This window comes from Agromyces agglutinans, assembly GCF_009647605.1.
Lineage (GTDB): Bacteria > Actinomycetota > Actinomycetes > Actinomycetales > Microbacteriaceae > Agromyces > Agromyces agglutinans.
The window spans coordinates 246,673-273,350 of the sequence record NZ_WJIF01000004.1 but is presented as its reverse complement, the minus strand read 5'-3'; the positions used below and the strand labels follow the sequence as shown (position 1 = coordinate 273,350).

The following is a 26,678-nucleotide window of genomic DNA, read 5'->3' as shown; positions in this document are numbered from 1 at the left end:
CCGTCGGGCCGGGGTCTCGGCGTTCGCGGATCGAGTGAGACGGGGTCAGGCGGCCGTGCGGTCGCGGCGGCCGACGATGAGCCCGTAGATGAGCAGCACGATGATCGCGCCGGCGATCGCCAGCAGCCAGGTGCCGAGATCCCAGAACTCGGTGAGCGGCCGGTTGAGGATGAGGCTGCCGAGCCACCCGCCGAGCAGGGCGCCGACGACGCCGAGCAGCAGCGTGATGAACCACCCGCCGCCCTGCTTGCCGGGCAGGATCAGCTTGGCGATGGCCCCGGCGATGAGGCCGAGGAGGAGGAAGCCGAGGAAACTCATGTGAACTCCTTCGATTCGGATGCCTCAGGAAACCACCGGCGCCGGTGCGCGACAACCCCTTGCGTGGTACCCGTCGGGCGCGCTACGGGGCGCGCACAGTCGCCGAGGAGCGGGAAGCCCTCAGGCCCGGGCGAGCGCCTTCACGCGCTGCTTCGCCTTCTTCTCGACGAGCACGGGCACGAAGTCGCGCACCGGGCGCCCGTCGAACGCCTCGTGCTCTTCCGCGACGATGCCCTGGATCAGGGCCGGATCGATGTCGGGGTACTTCTCGCTGAGGCGACCGATGACCTCATCGACGCTTCGCTGTTCGCTGTCTTCCGGTCGGGAGGTTCCGCTGCCCATGGTGCGAGTCTCAGCGCCCGCGCGTTCGTTGTCAATTCAGGATCGGGCGACGGCCCTCTGTGCCCGGGCGCGCCCGCGGAGTACGGTGAGAAGGTCTCGAGACGAACCCCGAGGGGGCGACGATGCCGAAGAAGAAGGTCGTCAAGGCTGCGAAGCGGGCGCTGGCCGAGGCCAGGGCCGCCGTGACCGAAGCCGAACGCGCCGTGGCGAAGCTCGAACGGCAGTCGCGCCGCGAGGCGAGCGACCTGCGTCGCGATCTGGAAGCGGCCGAGAAATCCGCTCGCAAGACCGCGAAGCGCGACGCGCGGAGCGCGGAGCGGCGCGAGCCGGAGCGGCCGAACGCCGCGCCGAAAGACGCGCCGAAGGCCGGGTCGAAGGCCGTGCCGAAGCCGCGGCCCGCCGCCGACGCACCCGACGCACCAGAGGCCGCCGACGCGCCGAGCTTCCGTGAACTGCGAGCCCGGGCAAAGGACAAGGGCGTCCGCGGCTACTCCCGCATGGACAAGGCTGCCCTCGAGGCCGCGCTCCAACAGTCCTGACCGCCCCGACTCCGGCGCCGGATCGGTTCAGGCCGGCCCGCCGCCGAGGTCGCCGAAGAGGAAGCCGGCGCGCTGCTCGCGCGCGCGCCGCTCGACCTCCATCGGGTCGAGTTGGTCTCCGTCGTCGGCCACGACAGCGGCGCGGCCGGAGTCGTCGACCACCGCGACGGGATCGGCCTCCTGCCGCAGCCGCTCGTCGGCCGCATGCTCGACGAGCGCGGGCAGGTATTCGCGGACCGGGTTGCCGGCCAGCCGGGTGACCTCCTCGTCGATCACGGCCCGCACATGCGCACGGCCCAGCGACGGGTAGCGCGCGTCGAGTCGTTCGACGACGTTCTGGATGGCGTGCTGCTCCACCGGATCTCCCATCCGTGCATTGTCGACCGCCGCGCACCGGCCGGGCAAGGCTTCGCAGGCGACGAACGGGTGAACGACGCCGGCCTCGCGGCCCCGTCATGCCGTGGCCTGCGGCGGCACGGGCAGCGGGAAGCGCCGGCGCAGGAGCATCCGTTGCACGAGGGTCCACGCGACGGTGACCATCAGGTAGAGCCCGGCGGCGAGCGGCACGAACGCCGCGATCACCGCCGTCAGGTACGGCAGGAACTGCAGCGCGCCCAGCAGGCCGGGCGGCACGGCGGCCGGCTGGGCCGCAGTCGGCTGCGCGGCGGCGGCCGGCACCGGACGGAACACCCGCCGGGTGACCTCGGCGATGGCCGCGATCACGAGGATGACCGCGCCGAACACCAGGAGGTCGGCGACCGTGAGCGTACCGTGCACGACTTCGCCGACGAGGCTCGAGCCGAGGGGCACGCCCGCGAACGTCTCGGTGAGCAGGTCGTTCGGGTGCCCGTTGACCGTCGGCAGGATGAACAGGGCGTAGATCACGCCGACGACCGGCGCCTGCACGAGCATCGGAAGGCAACCGGCGAGCGGCGACGTGCCCTCATCGGCGTAGAGCTTCATCATCTCTCGCTGCAGCCGTTCGGGGTTGTCACGGTGCTTCTGCTGGATGGCCTGCAGCTTCGGGGCCAGCCGGGCGCGCGCCTGCTCGCCCTTCGACATCGATACGGCGGTCGGGATGAGCGCGGCGCGCACGATCAGCGTGACGAGCACGATCGCGGCGGCGGCGCTGGTGACGCCGATCAGCGGCTCGAGCAGGCCGGCGAGGCCCATGAGCAGGGCGTAGGCGCCGTCGAGGACGGCGGCGATGGGCGGGAAGGCGTAGAGGTCCATGAGCGTGCGCTCCTTGCGGTCGGTCGGATATCGGCATCCGTCTGGCCGCGCGGGCTCGCCGCTGCCACCCCGGCACGGGGTGCGCGAAGGCGGCGACTACGCGGCCGGGATGCCCCGACCGGGCGCCCTGGGGCGCGCGCGTCCGGGCGCGTCGGGGTCGCTCTGCGAGAGGAGGCGCCACGGATCGGCGGTCTGCCGAAGACGCTGCGAGGCCCCGGCGGGATCGGCCGCGACGAGCGCGGGCACGGCGCGCGAGGTGATGATCACCACGGCGAGCGCTGCGGCGCCCACCACGCCGACGAGCATCGCGGTCAGGCCCGAGTCGGAGGCCAGGGCGATCTCAAGGACGGCCTGGTGCGAACGCCAGAGGGCGACGAACGTCTCGATCACGTCGGCTCCCTCCGGGTCTCGCTCGCCGCGCGGAGCGCGGCACGTCGGCCACGCTAACACGCGGGACCGCGTGCGGCCCCGTCGCGGGGCATCCGGACGCGTCGGTGCCGGCTTCGCGCAGCCCGCCGCGCAGCCCGCACCGCCTACGCGTCGACCCGCTCGACGGTGTAGCCGGCCGCCTCGGCCGCTGCGAGGAATCCGTCGAGGTCGGACGCCTCCCGCAGCAGCTCCCCCAACTCGCCCTCGGTCTCGGCGGTGTGGAACGTCGCAGTCGCGAAGGGATGCGTCACCGGACCGGTGCCGGGCCTCGGCGGCGGCGCCGAGACGCTCACGAGGATCCCGGGTTCGCCGCGGATCTCGAGCACGAGCCGGCCGTCGCGGCTCAGCCGGTACTGCTCCGGCACGTGGGATGCTGCGGATGCCTCGGGAGCTTCGGATGCCTCGTTCACGGTGTTCCTCCGGACTGGTAGACCTGCTCGAGCAGCGTGAACATGCCCGCGTCGTTCGTCTCGAGCCACGCCCGCGTGTACTTCGCGACCGTCGCCTCATCGGTACTGTACGGATGTCCGTGGTACGCCGCGACGGAGTTCGCGAAGTACTCCTCCTTGTTCGCGGCCGAGTACCACGCGGGGTCGAGCCAGATGTCGGTCGCGGGGCCCGCGGGCGTCGTCTGGGTGATCGGCCCGCTCGTCGTGAGCCGCGCCGCGTGCAGCGCGGTCAGCTGGGTGACCTGCTCCGGCGTGAGGGCCGAGGCCTGCAGGCCGTGGCCGCCCTCGTGCGCCGCGAGGAATCCCGGCCCGTAGCCCGCGGCGGTGCCCGGTACCGAGACGAGGTCCTCCTCGGCGATCGCGACCCGGCGCACGCCGTTCACCTCGGTCTGGATGCCCCGGACGTCGTCCCAGAGGCGGCCGTCGAACGTCCTCGTCCCCGCGAGGTGGGCGTAGGGCGCGAGTTCGGTGAGCTTCTGGTCGTGCGGGATCACGTCGATCGTGATCGGGTCGGCCTCCATGCGCGTGCGGTTCTCGGCCGCGATGCCGCCGTACAGCTCGATCGCCTGCACGCGCGCCTGCGCGACCGCGGCGTCGGAGGAACCGTGGCCCTCGATCGTGCAGATGCCCTCGAGCGGGTCGGCCTCGGGTTCGGGCTCCGGCTCGGGTTCGGGCTCCGGCTCGGGACCGGGACCGGCGTCGAGCGCGCCCCAGGTGAGCGGGCCGACGATGCCGTCGACGGCGAGCCCCTGCTGCGTCTGAAATGCGCGCACCGCGGCATCCGTCAGCGGGCCGAAGATGCCGTCGACGGCGAGCGGCGGCTGGGCGCCGCGCTCGTTGAGCCTCGTCTGCAGGTCGTTCACCGACGAACCGACCGAACCGCGCCGCAGCATCGGGCGGGCCGGTGCGCCGGTCGCGGCGCCGGCGCCGGCCCCGCCCGCCGTCGTCGGCGCCTGCGGCAGCTGCGCGGGCCCGGCCTCCGTCGGTGCCTGGCCGAGCGATCCCGGGCCCGCGGGCTCCTCCTCGACGGACTGCCGGGAAACGACGACGAGATGGGTCGTCGCGCGGTTGCCCGCGGCGTGCTGGAGCCGTTGCACCATCGGACGGGCGGCCGAAGGCGACACCGATGCCAGGCCGGGGGCCGCGGCGGTCGCGGTCGTCGTCGCGCCCTGCTCCGCGCCGGCCGCGGCCGGCGAGGCATCCGATGCGACGGCGTGCGCCGCATGGTCGAGGTCGTCACGATCGCCCTGGGCGTGGGTTCCGTGCATGCTCCGAGGATGCCCGGCCCGGCCATGGCGCGCAGCAGGGGCCAGTCCGTCGACCGGGCAGCGCCGGGTGCCCCATCGGGCAACGAGGCGGGCGGCCTCCTACTCGCCGCGTTCCGCCATGGGATCGCCCGGCCGCGTCGTGGCGTCGTCGGCGATGTCGATACGCGTGACGCCGTCGTGCTCGGTGACCTCGACCTGCGAGGGGAGGTCTTCGGGGTTCTCGATCTCGCCGACCTTCTCGGATCGATCGCCGGTGCTGCTCGTGGCCTGGCGGCCGTCGGAATCCGACACGGGTGCCCCTCTCGGTTCGCGGTTCGGTTCGAACGTACGCCTGCGGCCCGCCGGCGTCGAGGCGCTTGCCCGCTGGGCGCGGGTGGGATACGGCGATCGCCGCGGAGGCCTACGCTGAGACGGTCGAAGCCCCCTCCTTCCCGCGGAAACACGGGAGGGAAAGGGCTTCGGAGTGGCGGTACCGGTGGGATTTGAACCCACGGTGCGCTTTCACGCACACAACTTTTCGAGAGTTGCACCTTCGGCCGCTCGGACACGGTACCGGGATCGATCTTAGGCGAACGTTCCGAATCAGGCAAAACGAGCGGATGCCCCGCGCCACACCGGCCCGGCCTCGTAGCGCGCGCACGGCGGGCGCTCAGCGGCCGTCCAGCAGCCGGTCGTATCTTCCTGCGCATGAGGGACGAACCGCGGGCCGAGGCATCCGTCATCGAGGCGATCGCGCCCGTCGCGCTCGTCGGCGGCCTCGTCGTCGGCACCGCGCTGGCGGCGCGCGCCGCGTGGCAGGCGTTCCGCGCCAGGCTCACGCGCAACAGCCTGATCCTCAACGAGACGCTGCCCGTGCACTCGAAGTGGTGGCGCGACCACGCGAAGGCGCCGGGCGAGGTGCTCTACGTCGCCCTCGGGGACAGCGCTGCGCAGGGCATCGGCGCGAGCCGGCCCGACCACAGCTACGTGGGCGTGCTCGCCCGCGAGATCCGATCGGTCACCGGGCGCAGCGTCCGCGTCGTGAACCTCGCCGTCTCGGGGGCGACGGTCGAACTCGCGGTGCGCGACCAGCTGCCGAAGCTCGCGAAGTTCCGGCCCGACGTGATGACCGTCGCCATCGGCGCGAACGACATCGCGGTGTGGGACGAAGCGGCGTTCGAACGCGGCATCCGCACGATCCTCGCGGCGGTGCCGCCGCACACGCTCGTGGCCGACCTCCCCTACTTCTACTTCCCGCGCAACGAGCGGCGGGTGGCGGTCGCGAACCGGATCATCCGCGCGGTGGCCGCCGAGCACGGGCTCACCGTCGTGCCGCTGCACGACGAGACGCGCTACCAGGGCGTCCGCCGCATGTTCACGCACTTCGCGATGGACTGGTTCCACCCGAACGACCACGGTTACCGGGTCTGGGCCGACGCCTTCCGGCCGTCGCTGGTCGCGTCGCTCACGGCGCGGTTCCCGGCCGATCCGGCGATCGCGCCGTCTGCGACCGATGCGGCGACGGTGGATGCCTCGGCCGATGCCGTGGCGGATGTCACGGCGGATGTCGCCGCCGGTGTCGGTGGCGCCCGCTAGTCTCGCCGCATGGCCAGACCCCCCGCATCCTCGTTCCGTTGCAGCGAATGCGGGTGGACCACCGTCAAGTGGGCGGGGCGCTGCGGCGAGTGCCAGCAGTGGGGCACGGTCGTCGACGTGGCCGAGCAGACCGGCATCGTGCGAGCGCTGAAGCCGGTCGCGCCATCGGGCGACCGCCGTGCACGCCCGATCGCCGAGGTCGAGGTCGCCGAGACCCCGCACCGGCCGAGCGGCATCGGCGAGTTCGACCGCGTGCTGGGCGGCGGCATCGTCGCGGGCGCCGCGATCCTGCTCTCGGGCGAGCCGGGCGTCGGCAAGTCGACGCTGCTGCTCGAGGTGGCCGCGCGCGCGGCCGCGGGCGGGCGGCGCGTGCTGTACGTGAGCGCCGAGGAGTCGGCGGCGCAGGTGCGCATTCGCGCCGGTCGCACCGGCGCGCTCACGCCCGAGCTGTACCTCGCCGCCGAGACCGACCTGGCGACGATCCTCGGCCAGGTCGACGAGGTCTCCCCCGACCTGCTCGTCGTCGACTCGGTGCAGACCGTCTCGAGCTCGCTCTCCGACGGCCTGCCGGGCCAGCCGAGCCAGGTTCGCGAGGTCGCGTCGACGCTCATCCGCATCGCGAAGGAGCGCCAGCTTCCCGTGCTCATCGTCGGCCACGTCACGAAAGACGGCACGATCGCGGGCCCGCGCCTACTCGAGCACCTGGTCGACGTGGTGTGCCAGTTCGAGGGCGACCGCCAGACCTCGCTGCGATTCGTGCGTGCTCTCAAGAACCGGTTCGGGCCGACCGACGAGGTCGGCTGCTTCGAGATGACCGGCGACGGCATCGCCGAGGTGCCAGACCCTTCCGGGCTCTTCCTCAGCCGGTCGCGGGCCGCGGTGAGCGGCACGTGCGTGACGGTCGCCCTCGAAGGTCGTCGAGCGCTGCCAGTCGAGGTGCAGGCGCTCGTCGTCGAGTCGAAGGCACCGCAGCCCCGCCGGGTCGTGAACGGGGTCGACCCGTCGCGCGTGGCGATGATCCTCGCCGTGCTCGAACGCCGCGCGGGGCTGCGCAGGCTCGCCGAGCACGACGTGTACGTCTCGACCGTCGGCGGGGTCCGCCTCGTGGAGCCCGCCGCCGACCTCGCCATCGCCGTCGCGATCGCGTCGGCCGTACGCGACCGCGCCGTGCCGCACGAGCTCGCCGCGTTCGGCGAGATCAGCCTCGCGGGCGAGGTGCGGCCCGTCACCGCGGCCAAGCAGCGCAGCGCCGAGGCATCCCGGCTCGGCTACTCGGCCATCCTCGACGTCGAGGCCGGCAGCGTTCGCGCGGCCGTCGACCGCGCGATGATGGCGTCGACGAGCCCGCGCGAACGCGAACTCGACGCGGCGTTCTGAGGGCCCGGCGTTCAGCGGGCCCGGCGTCTCCAGGCGGTGCTACACCTCGAGCGCGCGCAGCAGCTCGGCGGGCGGCGCCTGCATCGGGTGCGGCCCGGCGATGTCGAGGAACACCGTGGTGATCGTCGACTCGTAGCGCTTGAGGAACGTCTTCAGCCAGCCCGGGCTCTGCAGGCCGACGGCGGGCGGAAGGTTGGCCGGCTTGTTCGCGGCATCGCTGAACAGCAGGAGTGCCACGTCACCGGTGTTCGGGTCCTTGTAGGTCCACACCTCGCCGCCGTCGAGCGGCTTGTCGCGCGGGCCGGGCTTGATCAGCGGCACGACGGTGTTGCCGTTGCGCAGCGCGAGGGCGACGGCCGCCATGTCCTGCCGTTCGAGCGCCTCGGCGAGTGCCTGCGAGCGGAACTCCACGGGCTCGGCCGGCTTGCCGGACTTCTTGCGCGCCTTGCCTGCCATGCCTTCCAGCCTACCCAGCGAGCCCAAGGCCCGATGCCTCCCCAGCACGCGCTGTGATGTCGCGCAATCTGTCTCCATCCGGCCCGAGTGCGCGCAGTTTGCGCGACATCACGCGGGCGGGCGGGCACACGGCGGGCGGCGGCTGGGCGGGCACGCGGCGGGCGGCGCGCGCGTCAGTAGAGCAGGAACTGCTTGGACTCGGCCGACTCGAACCCGTCGACGGCGACCGAGAGGTGGTACGACGCTCCGCCCGCGGGCACGGCCTCGCGGGCTCCCTCGCAGGTGTCGACGCTCGAACGCGTGCGGTCCCAGATGATCGGCACGCTCGACGAGATCGGGGTGCCCGGCGTGAGCGACACCTCCGCGTCGACGGGGTCGACCTGGCAGTCGGTCGAGGTCCAGTAGACCTCGTCGCCGCTCTTGATGGTGAACACCTGCGCGTTGGTGCCGGCGTTCAGCACGCACGCGTTCTTGCCCGTGTTCGTGATCGTCACCGAGAGGTTCGGCTGCTCGCCGGCCGCGTACTCCGTCTTGTCGGTGACCGCCTCGACGAGCACCTGCGACTCCTTGCAGGCGTCGCCGTCGGCCGCGACCGACTCGGTCGGGATCGTGGTCGGCGGCGGCTCCGTGGCCTCGGTCGACGGGGAGGTCGAGGGCGAGGCATCCTTCTCGTCACCCTGACTGGCACCCGGGCGCACGATGATGAGCACCACGGCGACGATCACCGCGACGAGGCCCAGCAGGACGACGAGACGCCTCCGGCGGTAGACCGCGGGCGAGACCCGCCCGGTCGGGGTGCGGTTCGTCGACATGTGCACAGGGTACGACCGCGGAGGGCGCTCTCCGGGACGCGCGCCCGGCGCGCCACGCGAGGCTCAGAGCAGTTTCAGCATCCGCGTGTTGCCGAGCGTGTTCTGCTTCACGCGCGCGAGGTCGAGGAACTCCGCGACGCCCTCGTCGTGCGAACGCACGAGCTCGGCGTACACCTCGGGGTCGACCGACTCCTGCCCCATGTCCTGGAAGCCGTGCCGCCCGAAGAAGTCGACCTCGAACGTGAGGCAGAACAGGCGGCTGAGCCCGAGCTCGCGCGCATCGTGCTCGAGTGTCTCGAGCAGCGCGTGGCCCACGCCGTGTCCGAGCCACGCATCGTTGACGGCGAGCGTGCGCACCTCGCCGAGGTCCTCCCACATGACGTGCAGGGCGCCGCAGCCGATGACCTCGCCCGCGTCGGTCTCGGCGACGACGAACTCCTGCAGCGACCCGTAGAGGTCGACCCGCTCCTTGCCGAGCAGGATTCGTCGCTGCACCAGCGGCTCCACGAGGTCGACGATCTTCACCACGTCGCTCGTGCGCGCCCGGCGCACCTGGAATCCGGTCATCCGTTCATCGTATTCCCGGCCGGATGCCGCTCCGCCCATGTCGCCCACCCCGACGGCCGACCACGCACGCCGCTCGCGCCAGCCCATTCAGGAGGAATGGCGCGACACGCCGACAGGGGACGCCGCCGAAGCGGCGTGTCGCGAAGAATTCCTGAATCGTCGGGACCGCGCCGGACCGGTACACCGGACGGCAGCGCGGGAACGCCGCGTCCCGGCGTACGACGAAGGGGCGGATGCCGCAGCATCCGCCCCTTCGTGAACCCGTGCCTACTCGCCCGAGGCGGCGGCCAGGTCGGGCGTCGCCGGCCCGGTGCCGAGCGCGGCACCGGCGTTCACGCCGACCCCGACGGGCAGGGCCCGCTGGGTGGTCGTGAACACGAACTCGCCGTCCTGGAAGTCGACGTGCACGTGGTCGCCCGAGTTGAGCTCGCCGTGCAGGATCTTCTCCGACAGCCGGTCTTCGACCTCGTGCTGCACCGCGCGGCGCAGCGGCCGGGCACCGAGGGCCGGATCGAATCCGACCTCGATGAGCCGTTCCTTCGCGGCCTGCGCGAGCTCGATCGTCATGTCGCGGTCGAGCATGCGCTCGCTGAGGCGCTTGATGAACAGGTCGACGATCTGCAGCAGCTCGGGCTTGGTGAGCTGCGGGAACACGATGATCTCGTCGACGCGGTTCAGGAACTCGGGCTTGAAGTGCTTCTTCAGCTCGTCGTTCACCTTCGCGCGCATGAGGTCGTACCCGGTGCGCGTGTCGCCCTCGATCTGGAAGCCGACCGGCCCGCCCGAAATGTCCTTCGTGCCGAGGTTCGTGGTCATGATGATCACGGTGTTCTTGAAGTCGACGACGCGGCCCTGGCCGTCGGTGAGGCGGCCCTCCTCGAGGATCTGCAGCAGCGAGTTGAAGATGTCGGGGTGCGCCTTCTCGATCTCGTCGAAGAGCACGACGCTGAAGGGCTTGCGCCGCACCTTCTCGGTGAGCTGGCCACCCTCCTCGAAGCCGACAAACCCGGGAGGGGCGCCGAACAGCCGCGAGACGGTGTGCTTCTCGCCGTACTCCGACATGTCGAGCGAGATCATCGCGGCCTCGTCGTCGAAGAGGAACTCCGCGAGCGCCTTGGCGAGCTCGGTCTTGCCGACGCCCGTGGGGCCGGCGAAGATGAACGACCCCGACGGGCGCTTCGGGTCCTTCAGACCCGCACGCGTGCGGCGGATCGTCTTGGAGAGGGCGGCGATCGCCTCCTCCTGGCCGATGACGCGCTCGTGCAGCGCCTTCTCCATGAAGACCAGGCGCGAGCTCTCCTCTTCGGTGAGCTTGAACACGGGGATGCCGGTCGCCTGGGCGAGCACCTCGGCGATCAGGCCCTCGTCGACGACCGCGGTCGTCTTGACGTCGCCCGACTTCCACTGCTTCTCGAGGCGCAGCCGCTCACCGAGCAGGTTCTTCTCCTCGTCGCGCAGCGACGCGGCCTTCTCGAAGTCCTGCTCCTCGATCGCGGTCTCCTTGGCGGCGCGAACGACGGCGATCTTCTCGTCGAACTCGCGCAGCTCGGGCGGCGACGAGAGGATCGAGAGGCGCAGGCGTGCACCGGCCTCGTCGATCAGGTCGATCGCCTTGTCGGGCAGGAACCGGTCGCTGATGTAGCGGTCGGCGAGGTTCGCGGCGGCGACGATCGCGCCGTCGGTGATCGAGACCTTGTGGTGCGCCTCGTAGCGGTCGCGCAGGCCCTTCAGGATGTTGATCGCGTGGGGCAGGCTCGGCTCCGCGACCTGGATCGGCTGGAACCGGCGCTCGAGCGCGGCGTCCTTCTCGAAGTGCTTGCGGTACTCATCGAGCGTCGTGGCGCCGATGGTCTGCAGCTCGCCGCGCGCGAGCAGCGGCTTGAGGATCGAGGCCGCGTCGATCGCGCCCTCGGCGGCGCCGGCACCCACGAGGGTGTGGATCTCGTCGATGAAGACGATGATGTCGCCGCGCGTGCGGATCTCCTTCGTGACCTTCTTCAGGCGCTCCTCGAAGTCGCCGCGGTAGCGGCTGCCGGCGATGAGCGAGCCGAGGTCGAGCGAGTAGAGCTGCTTGTCTTTGAGCGTCTCGGGGACCTCGTTCTTGACGATCGCCTGCGCGAGGCCCTCGACGACGGCGGTCTTGCCGACGCCGGGCTCGCCGATCAGCACGGGGTTGTTCTTGGACCGGCGGGAGAGGATCTGCATGACCCGCTCGATCTCCTTCTCGCGCCCGATCACCGGGTCGAGCTTGGACTCGCGAGCGGCCTGCGTGAGGTTGCGGCCGAACTGGTCGAGGATCTGCGACCCGCCCTGCGGCTGCACCTGGTCGTTGGCGCCGACCTGCACCTGCTCCTTGCCCTGGTAGCCCGAGAGCAGCTGGATGACCTGCTGGCGCACGCGGTTGAGGTCGGCGCCGAGCTTGACCAGCACCTGGGCCGCGACGCCCTCGCCCTCGCGGATGAGGCCGAGCAGGATGTGCTCGGTGCCGATGTAGTTGTGGCCGAGCTGCAGCGCCTCGCGCAGCGACAGCTCGAGCACCTTCTTGGCGCGCGGCGTGAACGGGATGTGCCCGGTCGGCGGCTGCTGGCCCTGGCCGATGATGTCTTGAACCTGCTCGCGCACCGCGTCGAGCGAGATGTTCAGCGACTCGAGCGCCTTGGCGGCCACGCCCTCACCCTCGTGGATGAGGCCGAGCAGGATGTGCTCGGTGCCGATGTAGTTGTGGTTCAGCATCTTGGCCTCTTCTTGGGCCAGGACGACGACACGACGGGCTCGGTCGGTGAATCTCTCGAACATGCTCAACTCCTCACGACCCCGGGTGCGGACGGGGCGCCGTTAGAACGAGCGTAAACAGATCGGATGCCGCGTGGGCCGGTGTTCGCCGTAGGCGCAGCGATGCTTGACCCTTCGGGACATCCGGCCTACCATATCGATATTCGTTGTTATCGACTTTCGATATGGAGATCCCGGATGTCCCTGACCAGCGCCACCACCCGCCTGAGCGCCGGCGATCGCGTCGGCATGTACCTGACGGTCGTGCTCGCGGCGATCGGCGTCGCCGTCACCGCCTGGGCGGTGGGCGCCCGCCTGGTCGAAGTGCTGCCCGGTACGGATGTCCCGGTGCTCGTGCCGTTCGTCGGCGAGCAGGCGACGCTGCCGATCGGACCCGACGGCGCGCCGGTCGAGGTCGACGTCGACCGGGCGGTCGTCACCGTCCCGCAGCCGGCCGCCGCGACGCAGTTCGCCCTCGTCGCCCAGCCGATCGTGACCGGCGCCGCGACCATCGCCGCGATCGCGATGCTCGCGCTGTTCGCCTGGAACGTCGCGCGCGGCCGCGCCTTCGCCCGCGCCAACGTGCGCATCGTGATCGCCGCGACGTTCACCCTGCTCGCCGGCTGGGTCTTCGGCAGCCTCTTCACCACGATGGGCGTGAACGGCGCCCTCTCGGCGGTCAGCGAGTACACCTACGACGGAGTCCTCTTCTCGACGGACTGGACGGCGTTCTGGGGCATCCTCGCGCTCGGCGCGCTCGGCGCCGCGTTCCAGATCGGCGAGCGCCTGCAGCGCGAGACCGAGGGCCTGGTCTGATGACCCCGGCCGAACCCGACGACTCGGGCGACATCCACTGCCGGCTCGACGAGCTGCTCGCCGATCGCGGCCTGACGCTCGCCCGGCTCAGCGAACTCGTCGGCGTCAGCGTCGTGAACCTCAGCGTGCTGAAGAACGACCGGGCCCGGGCCATCCGCTTCACGACGCTGCAGGCGATCTGCGAGGCGCTGGACTGCGAGGTCGGCGACCTGCTGGTGAGACGACGAGAGGGCCGGCACGGGCCGACCCTCTCGGAAGCTGCGGACGAACCGGCTACTTGACCGGGACCTCGATCTCGGTGCCGTCGATGTGCACGGTGAAGACCTCGGTCGGCGCGATGTTCATCGGGGTCCAGAACACCGAGGTGTAGGGCACCAGGTCCATGGTGCAGACCTGGTCGTCGGGGTACTGCTTGGTGATGATCTCGACGGCGTTGCCCTGGCCGGCGGGCTCGAGCACGCGCAGGTCGGTGCCGACCACCGGGCAGGTCGACGAGCCCCACGTGGTCACCGCGAACTGGCCGCCCTGGCCGAGCCAGACCGCGCTGGTCTCGCCCTCGACGGCGTGCTCCTCGCTCTCCTCGGCGGCCTCCTCGTCTTCTTCGACGGCGTGCTCGATGACCGGCTCGCCGGGGAAGGTCTCGGCGACCGACTTCGGCGGCGCGCACGCGGCGAGGACGAAGACGGAGGCGAGCGCGACGCTCGCGAGCACGGCGCGACGGATCGAGGTTGAGGCCATGCCCGCAATCGTACCGGTTCGCGACCCCTCGGACCGAGCGCCGGGGGTCGCGTCGGCGACGCCGCGTCGTCGCATCGCGCGCGTAGGATTCCGCCCATGAGCAACCTCGAACGCGAGCCCGTCGAACTGCTCTGCCCGCCGGAGCCCGCGCGGTCGCCGTCGATCGAGGTACTGGCCCCTCGCGACGTGCCGCTCGGCGGTCCCCGCGCGATGCAGGTGCGGCGCACCCTCCCCCAGCGCGGCCGCACGACGATCGGCGCCTGGTGCTTCGCCGACCACTACGGTCCCGACGACGTCGCGGCCACCGGCGGCATGGTCGTGCCGCCGCACCCGCACACCGGCCTGCAGACCGTGAGCTGGCTCTTCGAGGGCGAGATCGAGCACCGCGACTCGACCGGCAGCGTCGAGCTCGTGCGGCCCGGCGCGGTCAACCTGATGACCGCCGGACGCGGCATCTCGCACTCCGAGGTGTCGCTCGCGACGACGTCGACGCTCCACGGCGTGCAGCTCTGGGTAGCGCTGCCGGATGCCTCGCGCCACGGCGTGCCGTTCTTCGAGCACGCCGACACCGAGGAGGAGCGGGTCGACGACGCCCGCGTGCGCGTGTTCGCCGGGGCGCTGCCGGGGCTCGGGCGCGGGGCATCCGTCACCGTGTTCTCGCCGCTCGTGGGCGCGCAGGTCGAGCTGCCGGCGGGCGGCGAGGCGTGGATCGACCTCGATCCGGCGTTCGAGCACGGCGTGCTCGTCGACCGCGGCCCGGTGCGCGTGACGATCGCCGCGCTCGACGACGAGCCCGACGACCGGCCCGACGACGCCGATCCGCTGACCGAGACCGGTCATTCGTCGCTCGTCGAGTGGAGCGAGCTCGCGTACCTTCCGACGGGTCACGAGGGCGTCCGGCTGACGGCGACGGATGCCCCGGTTCGCGTCGTGCTCATCGGCGGCGTGCCGTTCGGCGAGGAGCTCGTGATGTGGTGGAACTTCATCGGTCGCAGCCACGACGAGGTCGCGGACTCGCGACGGCAGTGGCAGGCCGAGGTCATCGACCACGGGGACCCCGCGGGGCGGTTCGGCACGGTCGGCGGCTACGACGGCTCGCCGCTGCCGGCGCCCGAGCTGCCGACCGTGCGACTGAAGCCGCGGGCCTGAGCCGAAGGGCCGGAGCGACCGCATGCGCTCGATCCCGATCGCGCCGGCCCTCCTGCTCGCGCTGCTCGCCACGGTGCGTGCCGCCAGGCTCGGTCCTTCGCGCGACGAGCTCGCGACGCAGGCGTTCGCCGCGCTCGACCTCGACGCCCTGTGGCGCGCGGTCTCGCACGTCGACCTCGTGCTGGCGCCGTACTACGTCGTGGCGCACACGGCGTCGCGGATGGTGCCGGGCGACCTCGGCCTGCGCATCCCGTCGATCGCTGCGGCCGCCGTGGCGATCGGGGCCATCACCTGGCTCGCCCGCCGCTGGTGGGGCGCCGGCGCCGCGCTCGTCGCGGGCTTCGCCGCGGCATCGAACCCGCTGGTCGTCGAGCTCGCCTCGACCGCACGGCCGTACGCGCTCGCGATCGCGTTCGTGGCCCTGGCCGCCCTCGCGGCCGACCGCGCGGGCTCGACTCGGCAGTGGGCGCTCGTCGCCGCGCTGCTCGTCGGAGCGGGAGCCATGCACCTGTTCTCGCTGCTCGCGGCGGTGCCGCTGCTGCTCGTTCCGGCCTTCGGGCGCGGGCCCCGCGCCGTGCGCGGCGCGCTCGCGGCGGGGGGCGCCGCGGCGGTCGTGCTGGCGCCCTTCGCGGTCGCGGCGGCATCCCAGCGCCGGCAGATCGACTGGATGACCGCACCCGACCCGCCCACCGCGCTCGCCGTGCTCGCCAACCTCGTGAGCTCGCCCGACCGCCTCGCGCCCGACGCGCTCGACCTCGCCGCCTGGGTCGTCGTCGCGGGGCTCGTGGCAGCGGCGGGGGTGCTGCACGTCCTGGGCCGCCCTGCCGACGGTGACACCGATGCCGCCCGGCTCGCCGACCGATCGCGGTGGATGGGCGCGTTCGTCGCCACGCTCGGACCGTGGGCGGTGCTCCTCGCGGTCAGCGCGCTCGGGTCGCCGTCACTGCGGACCGCCTACATCGCACCGTCGGCCGTGGGACTCGCGCTGCTGCTCGCGGGGTCGCTGCACCGCATCGTCGGCGCGATCGGCCGTCGACGCGCGAGCGTGCGGCCCGTCGCCGCACGCGCGTCCGCCGCACCCGCGTTCGCCGCACCCGCGTTCGCCGCCGTCGCGGCGACGGTCGGCCTGATCGCGGCGGTGGGCCTGAGCGCGGCGGCGGACCCGCGCGAGGCCAGGCAGGACGACTTCGCGGGCGTCGCCGAGTCGCTGACCCGCTCAGCTGAGCCGGGCGACCTGCTCATCGTCGCGCAGCGCCACCACGAGACCGGCCTGGCCGCGGGGCTCGCGCGATTCACCGACGACCGTCGCTTCGCCCGCGACGTCGCCGCGCGCCTGCCGGGCGGTTCCCAGCCGGCCGTCGAGGTGCGGGTCGTGGTGTCGACCGAGCCGCTGCGGACGGTTCGTGTCGACGGCTCCCTCGACGCGACACCCGACACGCGACCGACCGGCACGGCCTGGATCGTCACGTCGGGGATCCCGCTCGCCGCCGCCGACTGCGCCGAACTTCCCCAGCGGCCGGCCGGATGCGCCGGGCCCGCCGAACGCAGCGAGCGCCACGGCGGCCTGCATCTGGCCGTCGTGGCGGCTTCGACTCAGTCCTGACGGCGACGGCGCGAGCCGACGATCGCGAGGGCGCGAACCGATGCCGGGACCGCCTCGACTACTGCAGCGCGCTCGTCAGCCGTGCGAGGTTGTCGAGCACGGTCGAGCGCAGGGGCTGGTTCATCCACTCGTGGAGCACCAGTTCGCGGCTGTCGCGACGGTACTCGGCCTCGACCTCGCGCATCTCGCGCACGAACGAGGCCCCGCGCACCAGCAGGGACACTTCCATGTTCAGCTCGAACGAGCGGATGTCCATGTTGCTCGAGCCGATCACCGCGACGTCGTCGTCGATCGTGAAGTGCTTCGCGTGCAGGATGTACGGCGCCTGATACATGAAGATGCGCACGCCCGCGCGCAGCAGCGCCTCGTAGTAGGAGCGCTGCGCGTGGTACACGAGCGCCTGGTCGCCGATCTCCGAGACGAAGAGCTCGACGTGGATGCCCCGCTGCGTCGCGCCGCTGATCGCGCGAAGCATCGCCTCGTCGGGCACGAAGTACGGCGACGTGATGATGATGCGCTCCTTCGCCGCGTACAGCAGCGCGAGGAACAGCTTCAGGTTGTTCTCGTTCGTGAACCCGGGGCCGCTCGGCACGACCTGGCAGTCGAGGTTCTGCGCCTCGCCGGGCTGGTCGAACCCGACGATCTCGTCGCGCGTGAGCGCGTCACCGGTCTCGAGGTACCAGTCGGTCGCGAAGATCGCGTCGAGGCCCGTGACGATCGGGCCCTCGAGCCGCGCCACGAGTTCCTTCCACATCAGCCCGCGGCGGAGGTTGCTGCGCTTGTTGTAGCTGCGGTCGATGATGTTCTGCGAGCCGAGGAATCCGACGGCGCCGTCGACCACGAGGATCTTGCGGTGGTTGCGCAGGTCGGGTCGCTGGTACCGGCCCTTCCACGGCTGCACCGGCAGCATCAGCTGCCAGTCGACGCCCATGGCCTTCAGCCGCCTGATCGTGCGCCGGTACCCCTTCGCGCGAACGGATGCCACGTGGTCGAGCAGCACCCGCACCTCGACGCCGCGCGTCACCGCGTCGCCGAGCGCGTCGAAGAACGGCTCGGTCGTTCGGTCGAGGGCGAGGATATAGAACTCGACGTGCACGTACCGCTCGGCCGAGCGGATCGCGGCCGTCATCGCGTCGAGCGAGCCCTGGTAACTGCCGATGAGCCGGGCACTGTTCGAGCCGATGAGCGGCATCGCGCCGAGGTTGCGGTTCAGCCGCACGATGCCCTCGAACCAGCTCGGCCATGCGGCGCTGTCGCTGACGCGCTCGGTGCCGTGCGTGGACTCGCGGATGAACCGGTCGACCTCGGCCTGCTTCTCACGCCGCCGCTTGGGCAGCTTCGGGTTGCCGATCAGGAGGTAGAACAGCACCCCGACGAAGGGGATGAAGAAGATCGCGAGCAGCCACGCCATCGCGGCGGTCGGCCGACGGTTGCGCGGCACGACGATGATCGCGACGATGCGGATGGCGAGGTCGATCAGCAGCAGCGCAGCCGCGAGGATCAGTCCCCACGGCGCGCCGGAATCCCCCATGCCCGGTCAGCCGACCGGGCGCTCGCGACCGAGCTTCGCGCGCTCCTCGGCCTCGATCTTCGCGTAGACGTCGCGCTCGGTGCGGTCGGCGCGCATGATCGCGCGCATGATGAACCAGAAGAGCAGGCCGATGAGCACGGTCGGCGCCAGCGACCAGATCGCGTTCGCCCAGAAGTCGTCCATAGTCCCCCAAGGATACGCCGGTGAATCTCCGAATCCGCCCGTGGCCGGGCCGCGACCCGCTCAGCCGGCGGTGACGATGCCCCAGATGCCCGACCCGAGCAGGTACAGGCCGATCGCGCCGACGATGATCCAGATCGCGAGACGCGTGGGCGAGGGCTTGCGCGGGTCGCGTTCGGGTTCGAGTTCCTTCTTCGGCAGGTAGTCGTTCATGCGAGCAATCCGTTCAGTCGAGGCATCCGGTCGATTCGAGGCATCCGGTCACTTGACCAGCGGGAAGAGGATCGTCTCGCGGATGCCGAGCCCGGTGATCGCCATCAGCAGCCGGTCGATGCCCATGCCCATGCCGCCCGACGGCGGCATGCCGAACTCGAGCGCGCGCAGGAACTCCTCGTCGAGGCGCATGGCCTCTGGGTCGCCGCCGGCGGCGAGCTTCGCCTGCTCGACGAAGCGGTCGCGCTGCACGACGGGGTCGACGAGCTCGGAATAGCCGGTCGCGAGCTCGAAGCCGCGGATGTAGAGGTCCCACTTCTCGACGACGCCGGGGATCGACCGGTGCCAGCGCACGAGCGGGGAGGTGTCGAGCGGGAAGTCCATGACGAAGGTCGGCCGCACGAGGCCGCCCTTGACGTGGTGCTCCCAGAGCTCTTCGACGTACTTGCCGGGCAGCGGGTGGTCGACCTCGATGCCCTCGGCGTCGGCGAGCTCGCGCAGCCGCGACATCGGCGTCTCGGGGGTGATCTGCTCGCCGACCGCGTCGGAGAGCGAGCCGTACATCGAGATGCGGTCCCAGTCGCCGCCGAGGTCGTACTCGGTGCCGTCGGCCCAGGTCACGACGTGCGAGCCCGAGACGGCGAGCGCCGCGTCCTGCACGAGGGACTGGGTCAGCTCGGCCATGCCGTGGTAATCGCTGTACGCCTGGTACGCCTCGAGCATCGCGAACTCGGGCGAGTGCGTCGAGTCGGCGCCCTCGTTGCGGAAGTTGCGGTTGATCTCGAACACGCGCTCGATGCCGCCGACGACGGCGCGCTTGAGGTACAGCTCGGGCGCGATGCGCAGGTACAGCTCGGTGTCGAACGCGTTCGAGTGCGTCACGAACGGGCGCGCGGATGCCCCGCCGTGCATGACCTGCAGCATCGGGGTCTCGACCTCGACATAGCCGCGGCCGGCGAACGTCTGGCGCAGGCTCTGGTTGACCTTGGCGCGATCGACCACGTTCTTGCGCGCCTGCTCGCGGGCGATCAGGTCGAGGTAGCGGCTGCGCACGCGCGTCTCCTCGGAGAGCTCGGTGTGCAGGTTCGGCAGCGGCAGCACGGCCTTCGCGGCGATGCGCCACTCCTTCGCCATGATCGACAGCTCGCCACGACGGCTCGTGATGACCTCACCCGCCACGAAGACGTGGTCGCCGAGGTCGACGAGCTCCTTCCACGCGGCGAGGCCCTCCTCGCCCACCTCGGCGAGCGAGATCATCGCCTGGATGCGGCTGCCGTCGCCGGCCTGGAGCGCCGCGAAGCACAGCTTGCCGGTGTTGCGCAGGTGCACGACGCGGCCGGCGACGCCGACCTGCTCGCCGCTCGCCTCGTCGACGCCGAGGCCCACGAACCGGTCGCGCACCTCGGCGATGCTCGCCGTCACGGGCAGGCTCACCGGGTAGGCGCCGCCGCCGAGGTCGGCGCCCGAGTTCAGCCGGTCGCGCTTGGCCAGGCGCACCGCCTTCTGCTCCGAGATCTCCTCGGCGGTCGGCTCGGGTGCGGCATCCGTGGGATTCTCGGCCATCGTTCTCTCTCGTCGCGCGGAAACGTGCAGGGACCAGCCTACTTGCGCCCGTCGTCGCCGCCGGTCGACGCGGTCACCCCAGCCGAATGCGCGCGTTGTCGATCAACCGCGTACTGCCGACGCGGGCCGCGACCAGCACGACCGCCTCGCCAGTCGCACCGGGCTCGACCGGCAGGAACGTCGCCGGGTCGACCACCACGAGGTAGTCGGGCTGCACGGCCTCGTGCGCGCCGAAGGCGGCGTCGGCCTCGGCGAGCACCTCTTCGACGCCCTGCGGGCCGGCGGCCTCCGCGGCTCGGAGCGCCTCGGAGAGCGCGAGCGCTGCGCGTCGGTCGTCGGCCGAGAGGAACCGGTTGCGGCTCGAGAGCGCGAGCCCGTCGGCCTCGCGAACGGTCGGCACGACCTCGATCGCGAGCGGGAAGTCGAGGTCGCGCACCATGCGGTTCACGAGGAACACCTGCTGCGCGTCCTTCTGCCCGAAGCACGCGACGTCGGGGCGCACGATGTGGAAGAGTTTCGCGACGACCGTCAGCATGCCGTCGAAGTGCCCGGGACGCGATGCGCCCTCGTAGAGCGAGCCGACCTCGCCCGCGACGACGCGGGTCGAGGCCGCGCCGCCGGGATACATCTCGGCGACGGTCGGGGCGAACACCGCCGCGACGCCGAGGCCGTCGAGCGCCGCGAGGTCAGCGTCGAGCGTGCGCGGGTAGCGGTCGAGATCTTCGCCGGGGCCGAACTGCAGCGGGTTCACGAAGATCGAGACGATGACGACGTCGGCGAGCTCCCTCGCGCGCGCGACGAGCGCGAGGTGGCCCTCGTGCAGTGCGCCCATCGTCGGCACGAGGGCGACGGATGCCCCGCCGGCGCGCCGCTCGTCGACGACCGCGCGGAGTTCGGCGATGGTGCCGGCGACGCGGGTGCGCGGAACGGCTGCGGTCACACGGCACCTCCTGGCGGCCCGACGATTCCGGCCCCGTCGATCGTACCCGTGCCGTCGAGGCCGGGCCCGGCGTCGTGGCGCGCGAGCGCGTTCTCGACGGCGCTGCGCACGAGCGGGGCGAGCACGGCGCCTGGCCGCGCGACGCCGATGCCGTCGAGCTGGTCGCTGGCCTGGTCGACGATCGCGGTCGAGAACGACACGGCGGTGTCGATGGCCTCCGCGTACGCGGTGCGGTCGGCTTCGGCGACGACGAACGGCTCGCCGCCCATCTCGACGACGAGCGCCTGCGCGATCGGCAGCACGGGCGCCGGAGCGGTCACGGCGAACCAGGTTCCGGCGAGCCGTGCCAGGTCGATCGAGGTGCCCGTGAAGCTCATCACCGGGTGCACCGCGAGCGGGATGCCTCCCGCGCGGAGCGCGGGCTCGAGCACGCCCGTGCCGTACCGCGCGGCCGTGTGCAGGACCAGCTGTCCGGGTTGCCACACGCCCGCCGTCGCGAGGCCGGCCACGAGCGCCTCGAGTTCGTCGGCGGGCACCGCGAGGAGCACGAGCTCGCTGCGCTCGACGATCTCGGGCACGGTCAGCACGGGCACGTTGGGCAGCATGACGTCGGCGCGGCTCCGGCTCGCCTCCGACACGGCGGCCACACCGGTCAGCGCGTGCCCGGCGCCGCCGAGGGCGGAGGCGAGCACGGCGCCGACGCGTCCGGCGCCGATGACCCCGACGCCGAGACGGCCGGCGCGCTGGTCGGGCCGGTCAGGCATGCGCCGCCCCCCAGTGATCGCTCGTGTCGAGCGCCGCGCGCTCGACGGCCTCGCGCGCCACCGACTCGAAGGCCTGCTCGGCGTCGATGGCGTCGACGGCCGGGAGCGTGGCGGTCACGGGGCCGGTCACGGTGTGCAGCCGCAGCGACGCGAGGCGGAGCATCCGGCGCACCGGCCCGCGCTGGATCGCGACCGACTGCAGGCGCGCGAGCGGCACGACCACGAGCCCTCGCAGCAGCACGCCGCGACGGATGGCGGCGATGCCGTCCTGCTCGATCCAGCCGATGCGCCGCCACGAGAGGGGATGCAGCCACGCCGAACGTCGCGGCGCGGGGCGGAATCCGCCGTCGGTGCCGCGGCCGGTCAGGCCCGCGCCGATGACGTCGGCGAGAGCGATCGCGCTGCCGGGCACGAGGAGGTCGAGCACGCGGCGCACGTCGTCGGCGGTGCCGACCGGCAGCACGAGCGTGCGCTGCGCCGCGTCGCTGCCCGCCGAGATCGACTGGCCGGCGACGTTGACCCGCACGGTCCACCAGCCGAACGGGCGCCACAGCAGCCACTGGGTCGCCTCGATCGCGTGCACGCGCCCCGGCGGGATGGTCTGGTTGCCCGTCGAGAGCAGGCCGTGGCCGATGCGCACGCCGTCGGGCGTGCCCGCGATGGAGTACCGCAGCGACTTCGTGATGCGCGACCAGGCGTAGCTGACGAGGCCGATCAGCGCGGGGACGAAGCTGAACAGCACCCACCACTGCTGGGTGAAGATGCCGGCGGCCAGCACGCCGACGAGGATGACCGTCCAGATCATCGCGCCGCCGAGCAGCGTCGAGCCGATCACGCGCCCGAGCGGGATGTGCACGACCGACTCCGGTGGCGCGAGCTCGGGATCGAGTTCGGGCGCCATGAACTCGCCGACGCGCCGGCCCACCAGCTCGGAGACGCGCCCCTTGCCCGCTGCGGATGCCTCGTCGAGCGCGTGACCCGGAACCCCGTCGGCCACGGGTTCGCCCGCCGCCGCGGCATCCGCGATCGCCGCGACATCCGCCGCCGAGTCGGGACGCACGCCGGCGGCCTTCGCGGCGCGCGCGCCCGACGCGAGGCGCAGGATGTCCGCGCGCAGACTGTCGGCCAGCGTCGAACCGAGGTACGAGAGCTGCACGTCACCCGACTGCCCGGCGACCGAGAGCTCGAGCTTGGCCGCGCCGAAGAGGCGCGCGAACAGCGGGCGCTGCACGTTGATGCCCTGGATGCGGTCGAGACGGGCGCTGCGGTGCGACCGGAAGAGGATGCCGCTTCGCACCTCGACGGCCTCGCCGGTGATGCGGAAGCTGTGCATGCGCCACGACAGCCAGAACCCGCCGACGATGCCGGCGAGCACGAGCACGACCGCGAGCAGCGCCCAGCCGACGAGGCCGTTCAGCACGATACCGCCGATCGGGTCGTTCGCCCAGTCGCCCTGCCAGTCGGAGAACTCCCGGTCGACCTCGCCGCCCAGGTCGGGCGCGAACACCGGCAGGAACATCTCGACCAGGCGCTCGCGCAGGTTCGCGATCACGAAGCCGATGATCGCGATGAGCGCGAGCCCGCCTCGCAGCAGCGGACTCGCGGGGTGCAGCCGGTGCCACTCGCCGTCGGCGAGATCGGTCGCCCGGCGGGCGGCCGCGGGCGCCGCAGCGCCGCGATCGCGGTCGGACTCGCTCACAGCCCCGCCCGGCGGGTCTCGGCGAGGGCGACGAGCTCGTCGCGGAGGCGGTCGGCCTCTTCGGCGGGAAGCCCGGGCACGGTGACGGCGGTCGCGGCGGCCGCGGTCACGAACTTGAGGTCGGCCAGGCCCATCGCGCGCGCGAGCGGACCGCGGGTGATGTCGACCAGCTGCATGCGCCCGTACGGCACGGCGACCTGGCGCTGATACATGATGCCGCGCCGGAAGACGAGGTCGTCTTCACGCAGGCGGTACGCGATGGAGCGCACGCGTCGCGGTTCGAACGCGATCGAGACGATGCCGAGGACGGCGGCGGCGATCGCGACCCAGAGCGCCCACTGCTGGCCGAAGACGAAGTGCACGACGAGCATCGCGCCCACGAGTATCGCCTCGCCGATGATCGACCCGATGACCTCGACGACGACGTACTTCGGCGACACGCGCCGCCAGTCGGCGTCGACGTGCGAACCGGCGGATGCCTCGGGCGCGGCGGCCTCGGGCGTCCCCGCCTCGGGCGTCCCCGGCTCGGTCGGCACCGCCTCTGGCGGCACCGGGACCTCGGCCTCGTCGTACGGGACCTCAGGCATGCGCGTGCTCCTTCTCGTCGGCCTCGGGGTCGTCGGGCGGCAGGGTGCAGAACCATTCGGCGACGAGTCCGCCGGCCAGCAGCACGGCCGCGCCGATCGAGGTCGCGAGGGCGAGCCACAGCGTACCCGGGTTCGGCAGGACGGCGCGGGTCGCGAGGAACAGCGCGATGCCGAGTCCGAGGCCGACCATGAGCGCGCCCGAGAGGCTCGACGCCTTCGCGAGCACGGCCACGCGCATCGCGCGGAACGGGTCGACCCGCTGCTTCGACGCGCCGGTCACGGCGCGCCGGATCGGCCACGCCAGGATGAGCACGATCGCCGCGACGCCCGCGAGCGTGATCGGCAGCGACAGGGGCGGCACGATGACGTTCGCGCCCGACGTGACGAGCAGCAGCTCGCCGAGATATCCGATCACGGCGCCGATGGCGGCGGCGGCGATCAACGACGTCGCGTGCGTGCGCTTCATCGCCTCGTCACCTCGTCGGATGCCTCCGCGCGCAGGCGCGCGACGGGGCCGCGGCCGGCGATCACGGCATCGGGGTCGACGTCGAGCCACGGCGCGAGCACGAAGGCGCGCTGCCAGGCCCGCGGGTGGGGCAGCACGAGCCGGTCGTCGTCGATGCGGCAGCCGTCGACGTCGATGAGGTCGAGGTCGAGCGTGCGGTCGCCCCAGTGCTCGGTGCGCACGCGGCCGTGCACGGCCTCGATGGCGAGCAGGCGGTCGAGCAGGTCGTGCGGCTCGAGCGCGGTCTCGACGGCGACGACGCCGTTGAGGTACCCGGGCGCCTCGTGGTCGACGCCCGCGTCTTTGATCGCCGCCGACTCGTACACCGGCGACACCTGCAGCAGGTCGACGCCCTCGGTCTCGGCGAGCTCGCGGATCGCGGCGGCGATGGTCGCCTCGCGGTCGCCGAGGTTCGCACCGAACGCGATGATCGCCCGGCTCACGGCCGGCCTCGCACGATGGTGACGGCGACATCGCCGAAGGGCACGGCGATCGGGGCATCCGGCTTGTGCACCGTGACCTCGACCTCGATGACCGGCCCGAACCCGAGCGCCACCGCGGCGACCCGCTCGGCGACCGTCTCGATGAGGTCGACCGGATCGCGCTCGACGGCGGCGACGACCGCCTCGGCCAGGTCGCCGTAGTGCACCGTCTGCGCGAGGTCGTCGCCCGCGGCCGCGGGCGCGAGGTCGACCCAGGCGGTCAGGTCGACGACGAACGGCTGGCCGGCCTCGCGCTCGAAGTCGAAGACGCCGTGATGGGCGTGGACGCGAAGGCCGGTCAGGGTGATGCGATCTCGCCGGTCAGCCACGTCGTCCACTCTGCCATGCACCCACCACGTCGAGCGCACGCCGGGTCGCGGTCACGTCGTGCACGCGAACGGCCCACGCGCCGGCCTCGGCCGACAGGGCGCTGATGACGGCCGTCGGCAGGTCGCGCTCCTCGACCGGCGCGCCCTCGGGCAGCAGGGCCCCGAGGAACCGCTTGCGCGACGCGCCGACGAGCACCGGGAAGCCGAGCGCCTGCAGTTCGCCCAGCCGCGCCAGCATCTCCCAGTTGTGCGCCGCGCGCTTCGAGAAGCCCAACCCGGGATCGAGGATCAGCCGGTCGGGCGCGATGCCGGCGGCCACGAGCGCGTCGACCCGCGCCGCGAGCTCGTCGCGCACCTCGTGCGCGACATCCGCGTACTCGGCCTGGCTGTCGTCGACGTCGAGGTGGCCGCGCCAGTGCATCGCGACGTACCGGGCGCCGGTCTCGGCGGCGATCGCCGCCATCGCCTCGTCGGCGAGCCCGGCCGACACGTCGTTGATGATCTCGGCCCCGGCCTCGACCGCGGCCGCTGCGGTCGCCGCGTGCATCGTGTCGACGCTCACCCGGATGCCCCGACCCGCGAGTTCGCGGATCACGGGCACGACGCGCCGCAGCTCTTCAGCCGGCTCGACCCGGGCCGCACCCGGACGCGTCGACTCGCCGCCGACGTCGACGATGTCGGCACCCTGCGCGACGAGGTCGAGCCCGTGGGCGATCGCCGCGTCGGCGTCGAACCAGCGGCCGCCGTCGCTGAACGAATCGGGTGTCACGTTGACGACGCCCATGACGAGCGGGAGCACCGGCTCAGGCATCCTCGCCGCCCGGCATGCCGATCAGCGCGATGATCTCGGCCCGGGCCGCGGGCTCGGCGAGCTCGCCGCGACTCGCGATCGTGATGGTCGAGCTGCGCTCCTGGCGCGCGCCGCGCGTCGTGACGCAGCGGTGCTGCGCGTCGAGCACCACGAGCACGCCGCGCGGCTCGAGGCCCGCCACGAGCGTGTCGGCGATCTCTTCAGTCAGGCGCTCCTGCAGCTGCGGGCGTCGCGCGAGGGTGTCGACGACCGCGGGGATGCGGCCGAGGCCGACGACGTGGTCGCCCGGCAGGTACGCGATGTGCGCGGTGCCGACGAAGGGCAGCAGGTGGTGCTCGCACACCGAGCGGAAGGACAGGTCGCGAAGCACCACGGCGTCGCCCGTCGCCGGCAGGTCTCGCTCGGCGCCTCCCCCCGCACGGCGCAGCGCCGACTCGACCGCGACCGGATCGCCCAGGTGGCTGAGCGGGTCGACCGCCAGCCCGCCGAAGAAGTCGGCGTACGCCTCGGCCACGCGCTGGGGCGTGCGCGCGAGCCCTGGGCGCTCGGGGTCTTCACCGATCGCCAGCAGGATCTCGCGCACCGCCCGCTCGATGCGTGCAGCGTCGACCTCGACCATGCAGCCCTCCGT

33 protein-coding genes and 1 tRNA gene are annotated in these 26,678 nt (G+C 72.3%); 7 read left to right on the top strand and 27 right to left on the bottom strand.

Annotated features, from left to right (window positions below):
• Positions 1–45 precede the first annotated feature (45 nt).
• Both GE115_RS09850 and GE115_RS09845 read right to left on the bottom strand, forming a co-directional pair.
• Positions 46–318: a GlsB/YeaQ/YmgE family stress response membrane protein gene (locus GE115_RS09850; RefSeq protein WP_153684612.1), complete on the bottom strand. Its 273-nt coding sequence runs from the start codon at positions 316–318 to the stop codon at positions 46–48.
• A gap of 120 nt (positions 319–438) precedes the next feature.
• Entirely contained in the window at positions 439–660 is a 222-nt protein-coding gene (locus GE115_RS09845; protein ID WP_153684611.1) for a three-helix bundle dimerization domain-containing protein, read from the bottom strand.
• 122 nt (positions 661–782) lie between these two features.
• Here GE115_RS09845 and GE115_RS09840 point away from each other — a divergent pair, with 122 nt between their 5' ends.
• Positions 783–1,199 (top strand): hypothetical protein, encoded by a 417-nt coding sequence (locus GE115_RS09840; RefSeq protein WP_153684610.1) that lies wholly within the window; start codon positions 783–785, stop codon positions 1,197–1,199.
• A gap of 27 nt (positions 1,200–1,226) precedes the next feature.
• On the opposite strand, the gene GE115_RS09835 is transcribed toward GE115_RS09840, so the two are convergent.
• The 7 genes from GE115_RS09835 to GE115_RS09805 all read right to left on the bottom strand — a co-directional run bounded on the left by GE115_RS09835 (position 1,227) and on the right by GE115_RS09805 (position 5,132).
• Positions 1,227–1,568, bottom strand: a complete 342-nt coding sequence (locus tag GE115_RS09835; RefSeq protein WP_153684609.1) for a three-helix bundle dimerization domain-containing protein — start codon at positions 1,566–1,568, stop codon at positions 1,227–1,229.
• Positions 1,569–1,652: 84 nt separating this feature from the next.
• Entirely contained in the window at positions 1,653–2,432 is a 780-nt protein-coding gene (locus GE115_RS09830; protein ID WP_153684608.1) for a YidC/Oxa1 family membrane protein insertase, read from the bottom strand.
• Between the two features lie 96 nt (positions 2,433–2,528).
• Positions 2,529–2,822 (bottom strand): DUF6412 domain-containing protein, encoded by a 294-nt coding sequence (locus GE115_RS09825; RefSeq protein WP_153684607.1) that lies wholly within the window; start codon positions 2,820–2,822, stop codon positions 2,529–2,531.
• 143 nt (positions 2,823–2,965) lie between these two features.
• Positions 2,966–3,271 carry a hypothetical protein gene (locus tag GE115_RS09820; protein WP_153684606.1) on the bottom strand — a complete coding sequence of 102 codons (306 nt, stop codon included), beginning with the start codon at positions 3,269–3,271 and terminating at the stop codon, positions 2,966–2,968.
• Positions 3,268–4,578 (bottom strand): peptidoglycan-binding domain-containing protein, encoded by a 1,311-nt coding sequence (locus tag GE115_RS18555; protein ID WP_246190673.1) that lies wholly within the window; start codon positions 4,576–4,578, stop codon positions 3,268–3,270. Before GE115_RS18555 ends, GE115_RS09820 begins: the two co-directional genes overlap by 4 nt.
• 99 nt (positions 4,579–4,677) lie before the next feature.
• Positions 4,678–4,869 (bottom strand): hypothetical protein, encoded by a 192-nt coding sequence (locus GE115_RS09810; RefSeq protein WP_153684605.1) that lies wholly within the window; start codon positions 4,867–4,869, stop codon positions 4,678–4,680.
• 173 nt (positions 4,870–5,042) lie between these two features.
• Positions 5,043–5,132: transfer RNA gene (locus tag GE115_RS09805), tRNA-Ser, on the bottom strand.
• Between the two features lie 133 nt (positions 5,133–5,265).
• Here GE115_RS09805 and GE115_RS09800 point away from each other — a divergent pair.
• The gene (locus GE115_RS09800; protein ID WP_153684604.1) at positions 5,266–6,153 is read left to right on the top strand and encodes an SGNH/GDSL hydrolase family protein; all 888 of its coding nucleotides are present in this window, start codon (positions 5,266–5,268) and stop codon (positions 6,151–6,153) included.
• Between the two features lie 9 nt (positions 6,154–6,162).
• Positions 6,163–7,530 (top strand): DNA repair protein RadA, encoded by a 1,368-nt coding sequence (gene radA, locus GE115_RS09795; protein WP_153684603.1) that lies wholly within the window; start codon positions 6,163–6,165, stop codon positions 7,528–7,530.
• Positions 7,531–7,569: 39 nt separating this feature from the next.
• On the opposite strand, the gene GE115_RS09790 is transcribed toward radA, so the two are convergent.
• The 4 genes from GE115_RS09790 to GE115_RS09775 form a co-directional block, all read right to left on the bottom strand.
• Entirely contained in the window at positions 7,570–7,986 is a 417-nt protein-coding gene (locus GE115_RS09790) for a dehydrogenase (RefSeq protein WP_153684602.1), read from the bottom strand.
• Between the two features lie 173 nt (positions 7,987–8,159).
• Entirely contained in the window at positions 8,160–8,798 is a 639-nt protein-coding gene (locus GE115_RS09785; RefSeq protein WP_153684601.1) for a hypothetical protein, read from the bottom strand.
• A gap of 63 nt (positions 8,799–8,861) precedes the next feature.
• Entirely contained in the window at positions 8,862–9,365 is a 504-nt protein-coding gene (locus GE115_RS09780; RefSeq protein WP_153684600.1) for an amino-acid N-acetyltransferase, read from the bottom strand.
• A gap of 267 nt (positions 9,366–9,632) precedes the next feature.
• Complete coding sequence (locus GE115_RS09775; protein WP_153684599.1) at positions 9,633–12,161, bottom strand: ATP-dependent Clp protease ATP-binding subunit; 2,529 nt, start codon at positions 12,159–12,161, stop codon at positions 9,633–9,635.
• Positions 12,162–12,335: 174 nt separating this feature from the next.
• On the opposite strand from GE115_RS09775, the gene GE115_RS09770 reads away from it, so the two are divergent.
• Positions 12,336–12,953 (top strand): hypothetical protein, encoded by a 618-nt coding sequence (locus tag GE115_RS09770; RefSeq protein ID WP_153684598.1) that lies wholly within the window; start codon positions 12,336–12,338, stop codon positions 12,951–12,953.
• Positions 12,953–13,234 carry a helix-turn-helix domain-containing protein gene (locus GE115_RS09765; protein WP_153684597.1) on the top strand — a complete coding sequence of 94 codons (282 nt, stop codon included), beginning with the start codon at positions 12,953–12,955 and terminating at the stop codon, positions 13,232–13,234. The genes GE115_RS09770 and GE115_RS09765 overlap by 1 nt, the downstream gene beginning before the upstream one ends.
• On the opposite strand, the gene GE115_RS09760 is transcribed toward GE115_RS09765, so the two are convergent.
• Positions 13,227–13,691: a hypothetical protein gene (locus GE115_RS09760; RefSeq protein ID WP_153684596.1), complete on the bottom strand. Its 465-nt coding sequence runs from the start codon at positions 13,689–13,691 to the stop codon at positions 13,227–13,229. The two genes, GE115_RS09765 and GE115_RS09760, sit on opposite strands and share 8 nt — an antisense overlap.
• 96 nt (positions 13,692–13,787) lie before the next feature.
• Here GE115_RS09760 and GE115_RS09755 point away from each other — a divergent pair, with 96 nt between their 5' ends.
• Entirely contained in the window at positions 13,788–14,840 is a 1,053-nt protein-coding gene (locus GE115_RS09755) for a pirin family protein (RefSeq protein ID WP_153684595.1), read from the top strand.
• Positions 14,841–14,862: 22 nt separating this feature from the next.
• Positions 14,863–16,443 carry a glycosyltransferase family 39 protein gene (locus GE115_RS09750; RefSeq protein ID WP_153684594.1) on the top strand — a complete coding sequence of 527 codons (1,581 nt, stop codon included), beginning with the start codon at positions 14,863–14,865 and terminating at the stop codon, positions 16,441–16,443.
• A 58-nt stretch (positions 16,444–16,501) separates the two neighbouring features.
• Here the strand turns inward: GE115_RS09750 and cls are convergent, their stop codons facing one another.
• The 13 genes from cls to folE all read right to left on the bottom strand — a co-directional run bounded on the left by cls (position 16,502) and on the right by folE (position 26,666).
• Entirely contained in the window at positions 16,502–17,974 is a 1,473-nt protein-coding gene (gene cls, locus GE115_RS09745) for a cardiolipin synthase (protein ID WP_153684593.1), read from the bottom strand.
• 6 nt (positions 17,975–17,980) lie between these two features.
• Positions 17,981–18,157, bottom strand: a complete 177-nt coding sequence (locus tag GE115_RS18335; protein ID WP_172979808.1) for a hypothetical protein — start codon at positions 18,155–18,157, stop codon at positions 17,981–17,983.
• Positions 18,158–18,217: 60 nt separating this feature from the next.
• Positions 18,218–18,367: a hypothetical protein gene (locus GE115_RS09740; protein WP_153684592.1), complete on the bottom strand. Its 150-nt coding sequence runs from the start codon at positions 18,365–18,367 to the stop codon at positions 18,218–18,220.
• A 48-nt stretch (positions 18,368–18,415) separates the two neighbouring features.
• Complete coding sequence (gene lysS / locus GE115_RS09735) at positions 18,416–19,930, bottom strand: lysine--tRNA ligase (protein ID WP_153684591.1); 1,515 nt, start codon at positions 19,928–19,930, stop codon at positions 18,416–18,418.
• Positions 19,931–20,003: 73 nt separating this feature from the next.
• A complete protein-coding gene (gene panC / locus GE115_RS09730; RefSeq protein WP_312855053.1) occupies positions 20,004–20,870 on the bottom strand; it encodes a pantoate--beta-alanine ligase in 867 nt (288 codons plus the stop codon).
• Positions 20,867–21,634 (bottom strand): Rossmann-like and DUF2520 domain-containing protein, encoded by a 768-nt coding sequence (locus tag GE115_RS09725; protein ID WP_153684590.1) that lies wholly within the window; start codon positions 21,632–21,634, stop codon positions 20,867–20,869. The genes panC and GE115_RS09725 overlap by 4 nt, the downstream gene beginning before the upstream one ends.
• Positions 21,627–23,333: a PH domain-containing protein gene (locus GE115_RS09720; RefSeq protein WP_153684589.1), complete on the bottom strand. Its 1,707-nt coding sequence runs from the start codon at positions 23,331–23,333 to the stop codon at positions 21,627–21,629. The genes GE115_RS09725 and GE115_RS09720 overlap by 8 nt, the downstream gene beginning before the upstream one ends.
• Complete coding sequence (locus GE115_RS09715) at positions 23,330–23,920, bottom strand: PH domain-containing protein (protein WP_153684588.1); 591 nt, start codon at positions 23,918–23,920, stop codon at positions 23,330–23,332. The genes GE115_RS09720 and GE115_RS09715 overlap by 4 nt, the downstream gene beginning before the upstream one ends.
• Positions 23,913–24,386, bottom strand: a complete 474-nt coding sequence (locus tag GE115_RS09710) for a DUF3180 domain-containing protein (protein ID WP_153684587.1) — start codon at positions 24,384–24,386, stop codon at positions 23,913–23,915. Before GE115_RS09710 ends, GE115_RS09715 begins: the two co-directional genes overlap by 8 nt.
• Complete coding sequence (folK, locus tag GE115_RS09705) at positions 24,383–24,868, bottom strand: 2-amino-4-hydroxy-6-hydroxymethyldihydropteridine diphosphokinase (RefSeq protein ID WP_312855052.1); 486 nt, start codon at positions 24,866–24,868, stop codon at positions 24,383–24,385. Before folK ends, GE115_RS09710 begins: the two co-directional genes overlap by 4 nt.
• On the bottom strand, positions 24,865–25,236 hold the full coding sequence (gene folB / locus GE115_RS09700) for a dihydroneopterin aldolase (protein ID WP_312855051.1): 372 nt from the start codon (positions 25,234–25,236) through the stop codon (positions 24,865–24,867). Before folB ends, folK begins: the two co-directional genes overlap by 4 nt.
• Entirely contained in the window at positions 25,229–26,047 is an 819-nt protein-coding gene (folP, locus tag GE115_RS09695; RefSeq protein ID WP_216648808.1) for a dihydropteroate synthase, read from the bottom strand. The genes folB and folP overlap by 8 nt, the downstream gene beginning before the upstream one ends.
• Positions 26,040–26,666 (bottom strand): GTP cyclohydrolase I, encoded by a 627-nt coding sequence (folE, locus tag GE115_RS09690; protein WP_153684586.1) that lies wholly within the window; start codon positions 26,664–26,666, stop codon positions 26,040–26,042. Before folE ends, folP begins: the two co-directional genes overlap by 8 nt.
• Positions 26,667–26,678: the final 12 nt, after the last annotated feature.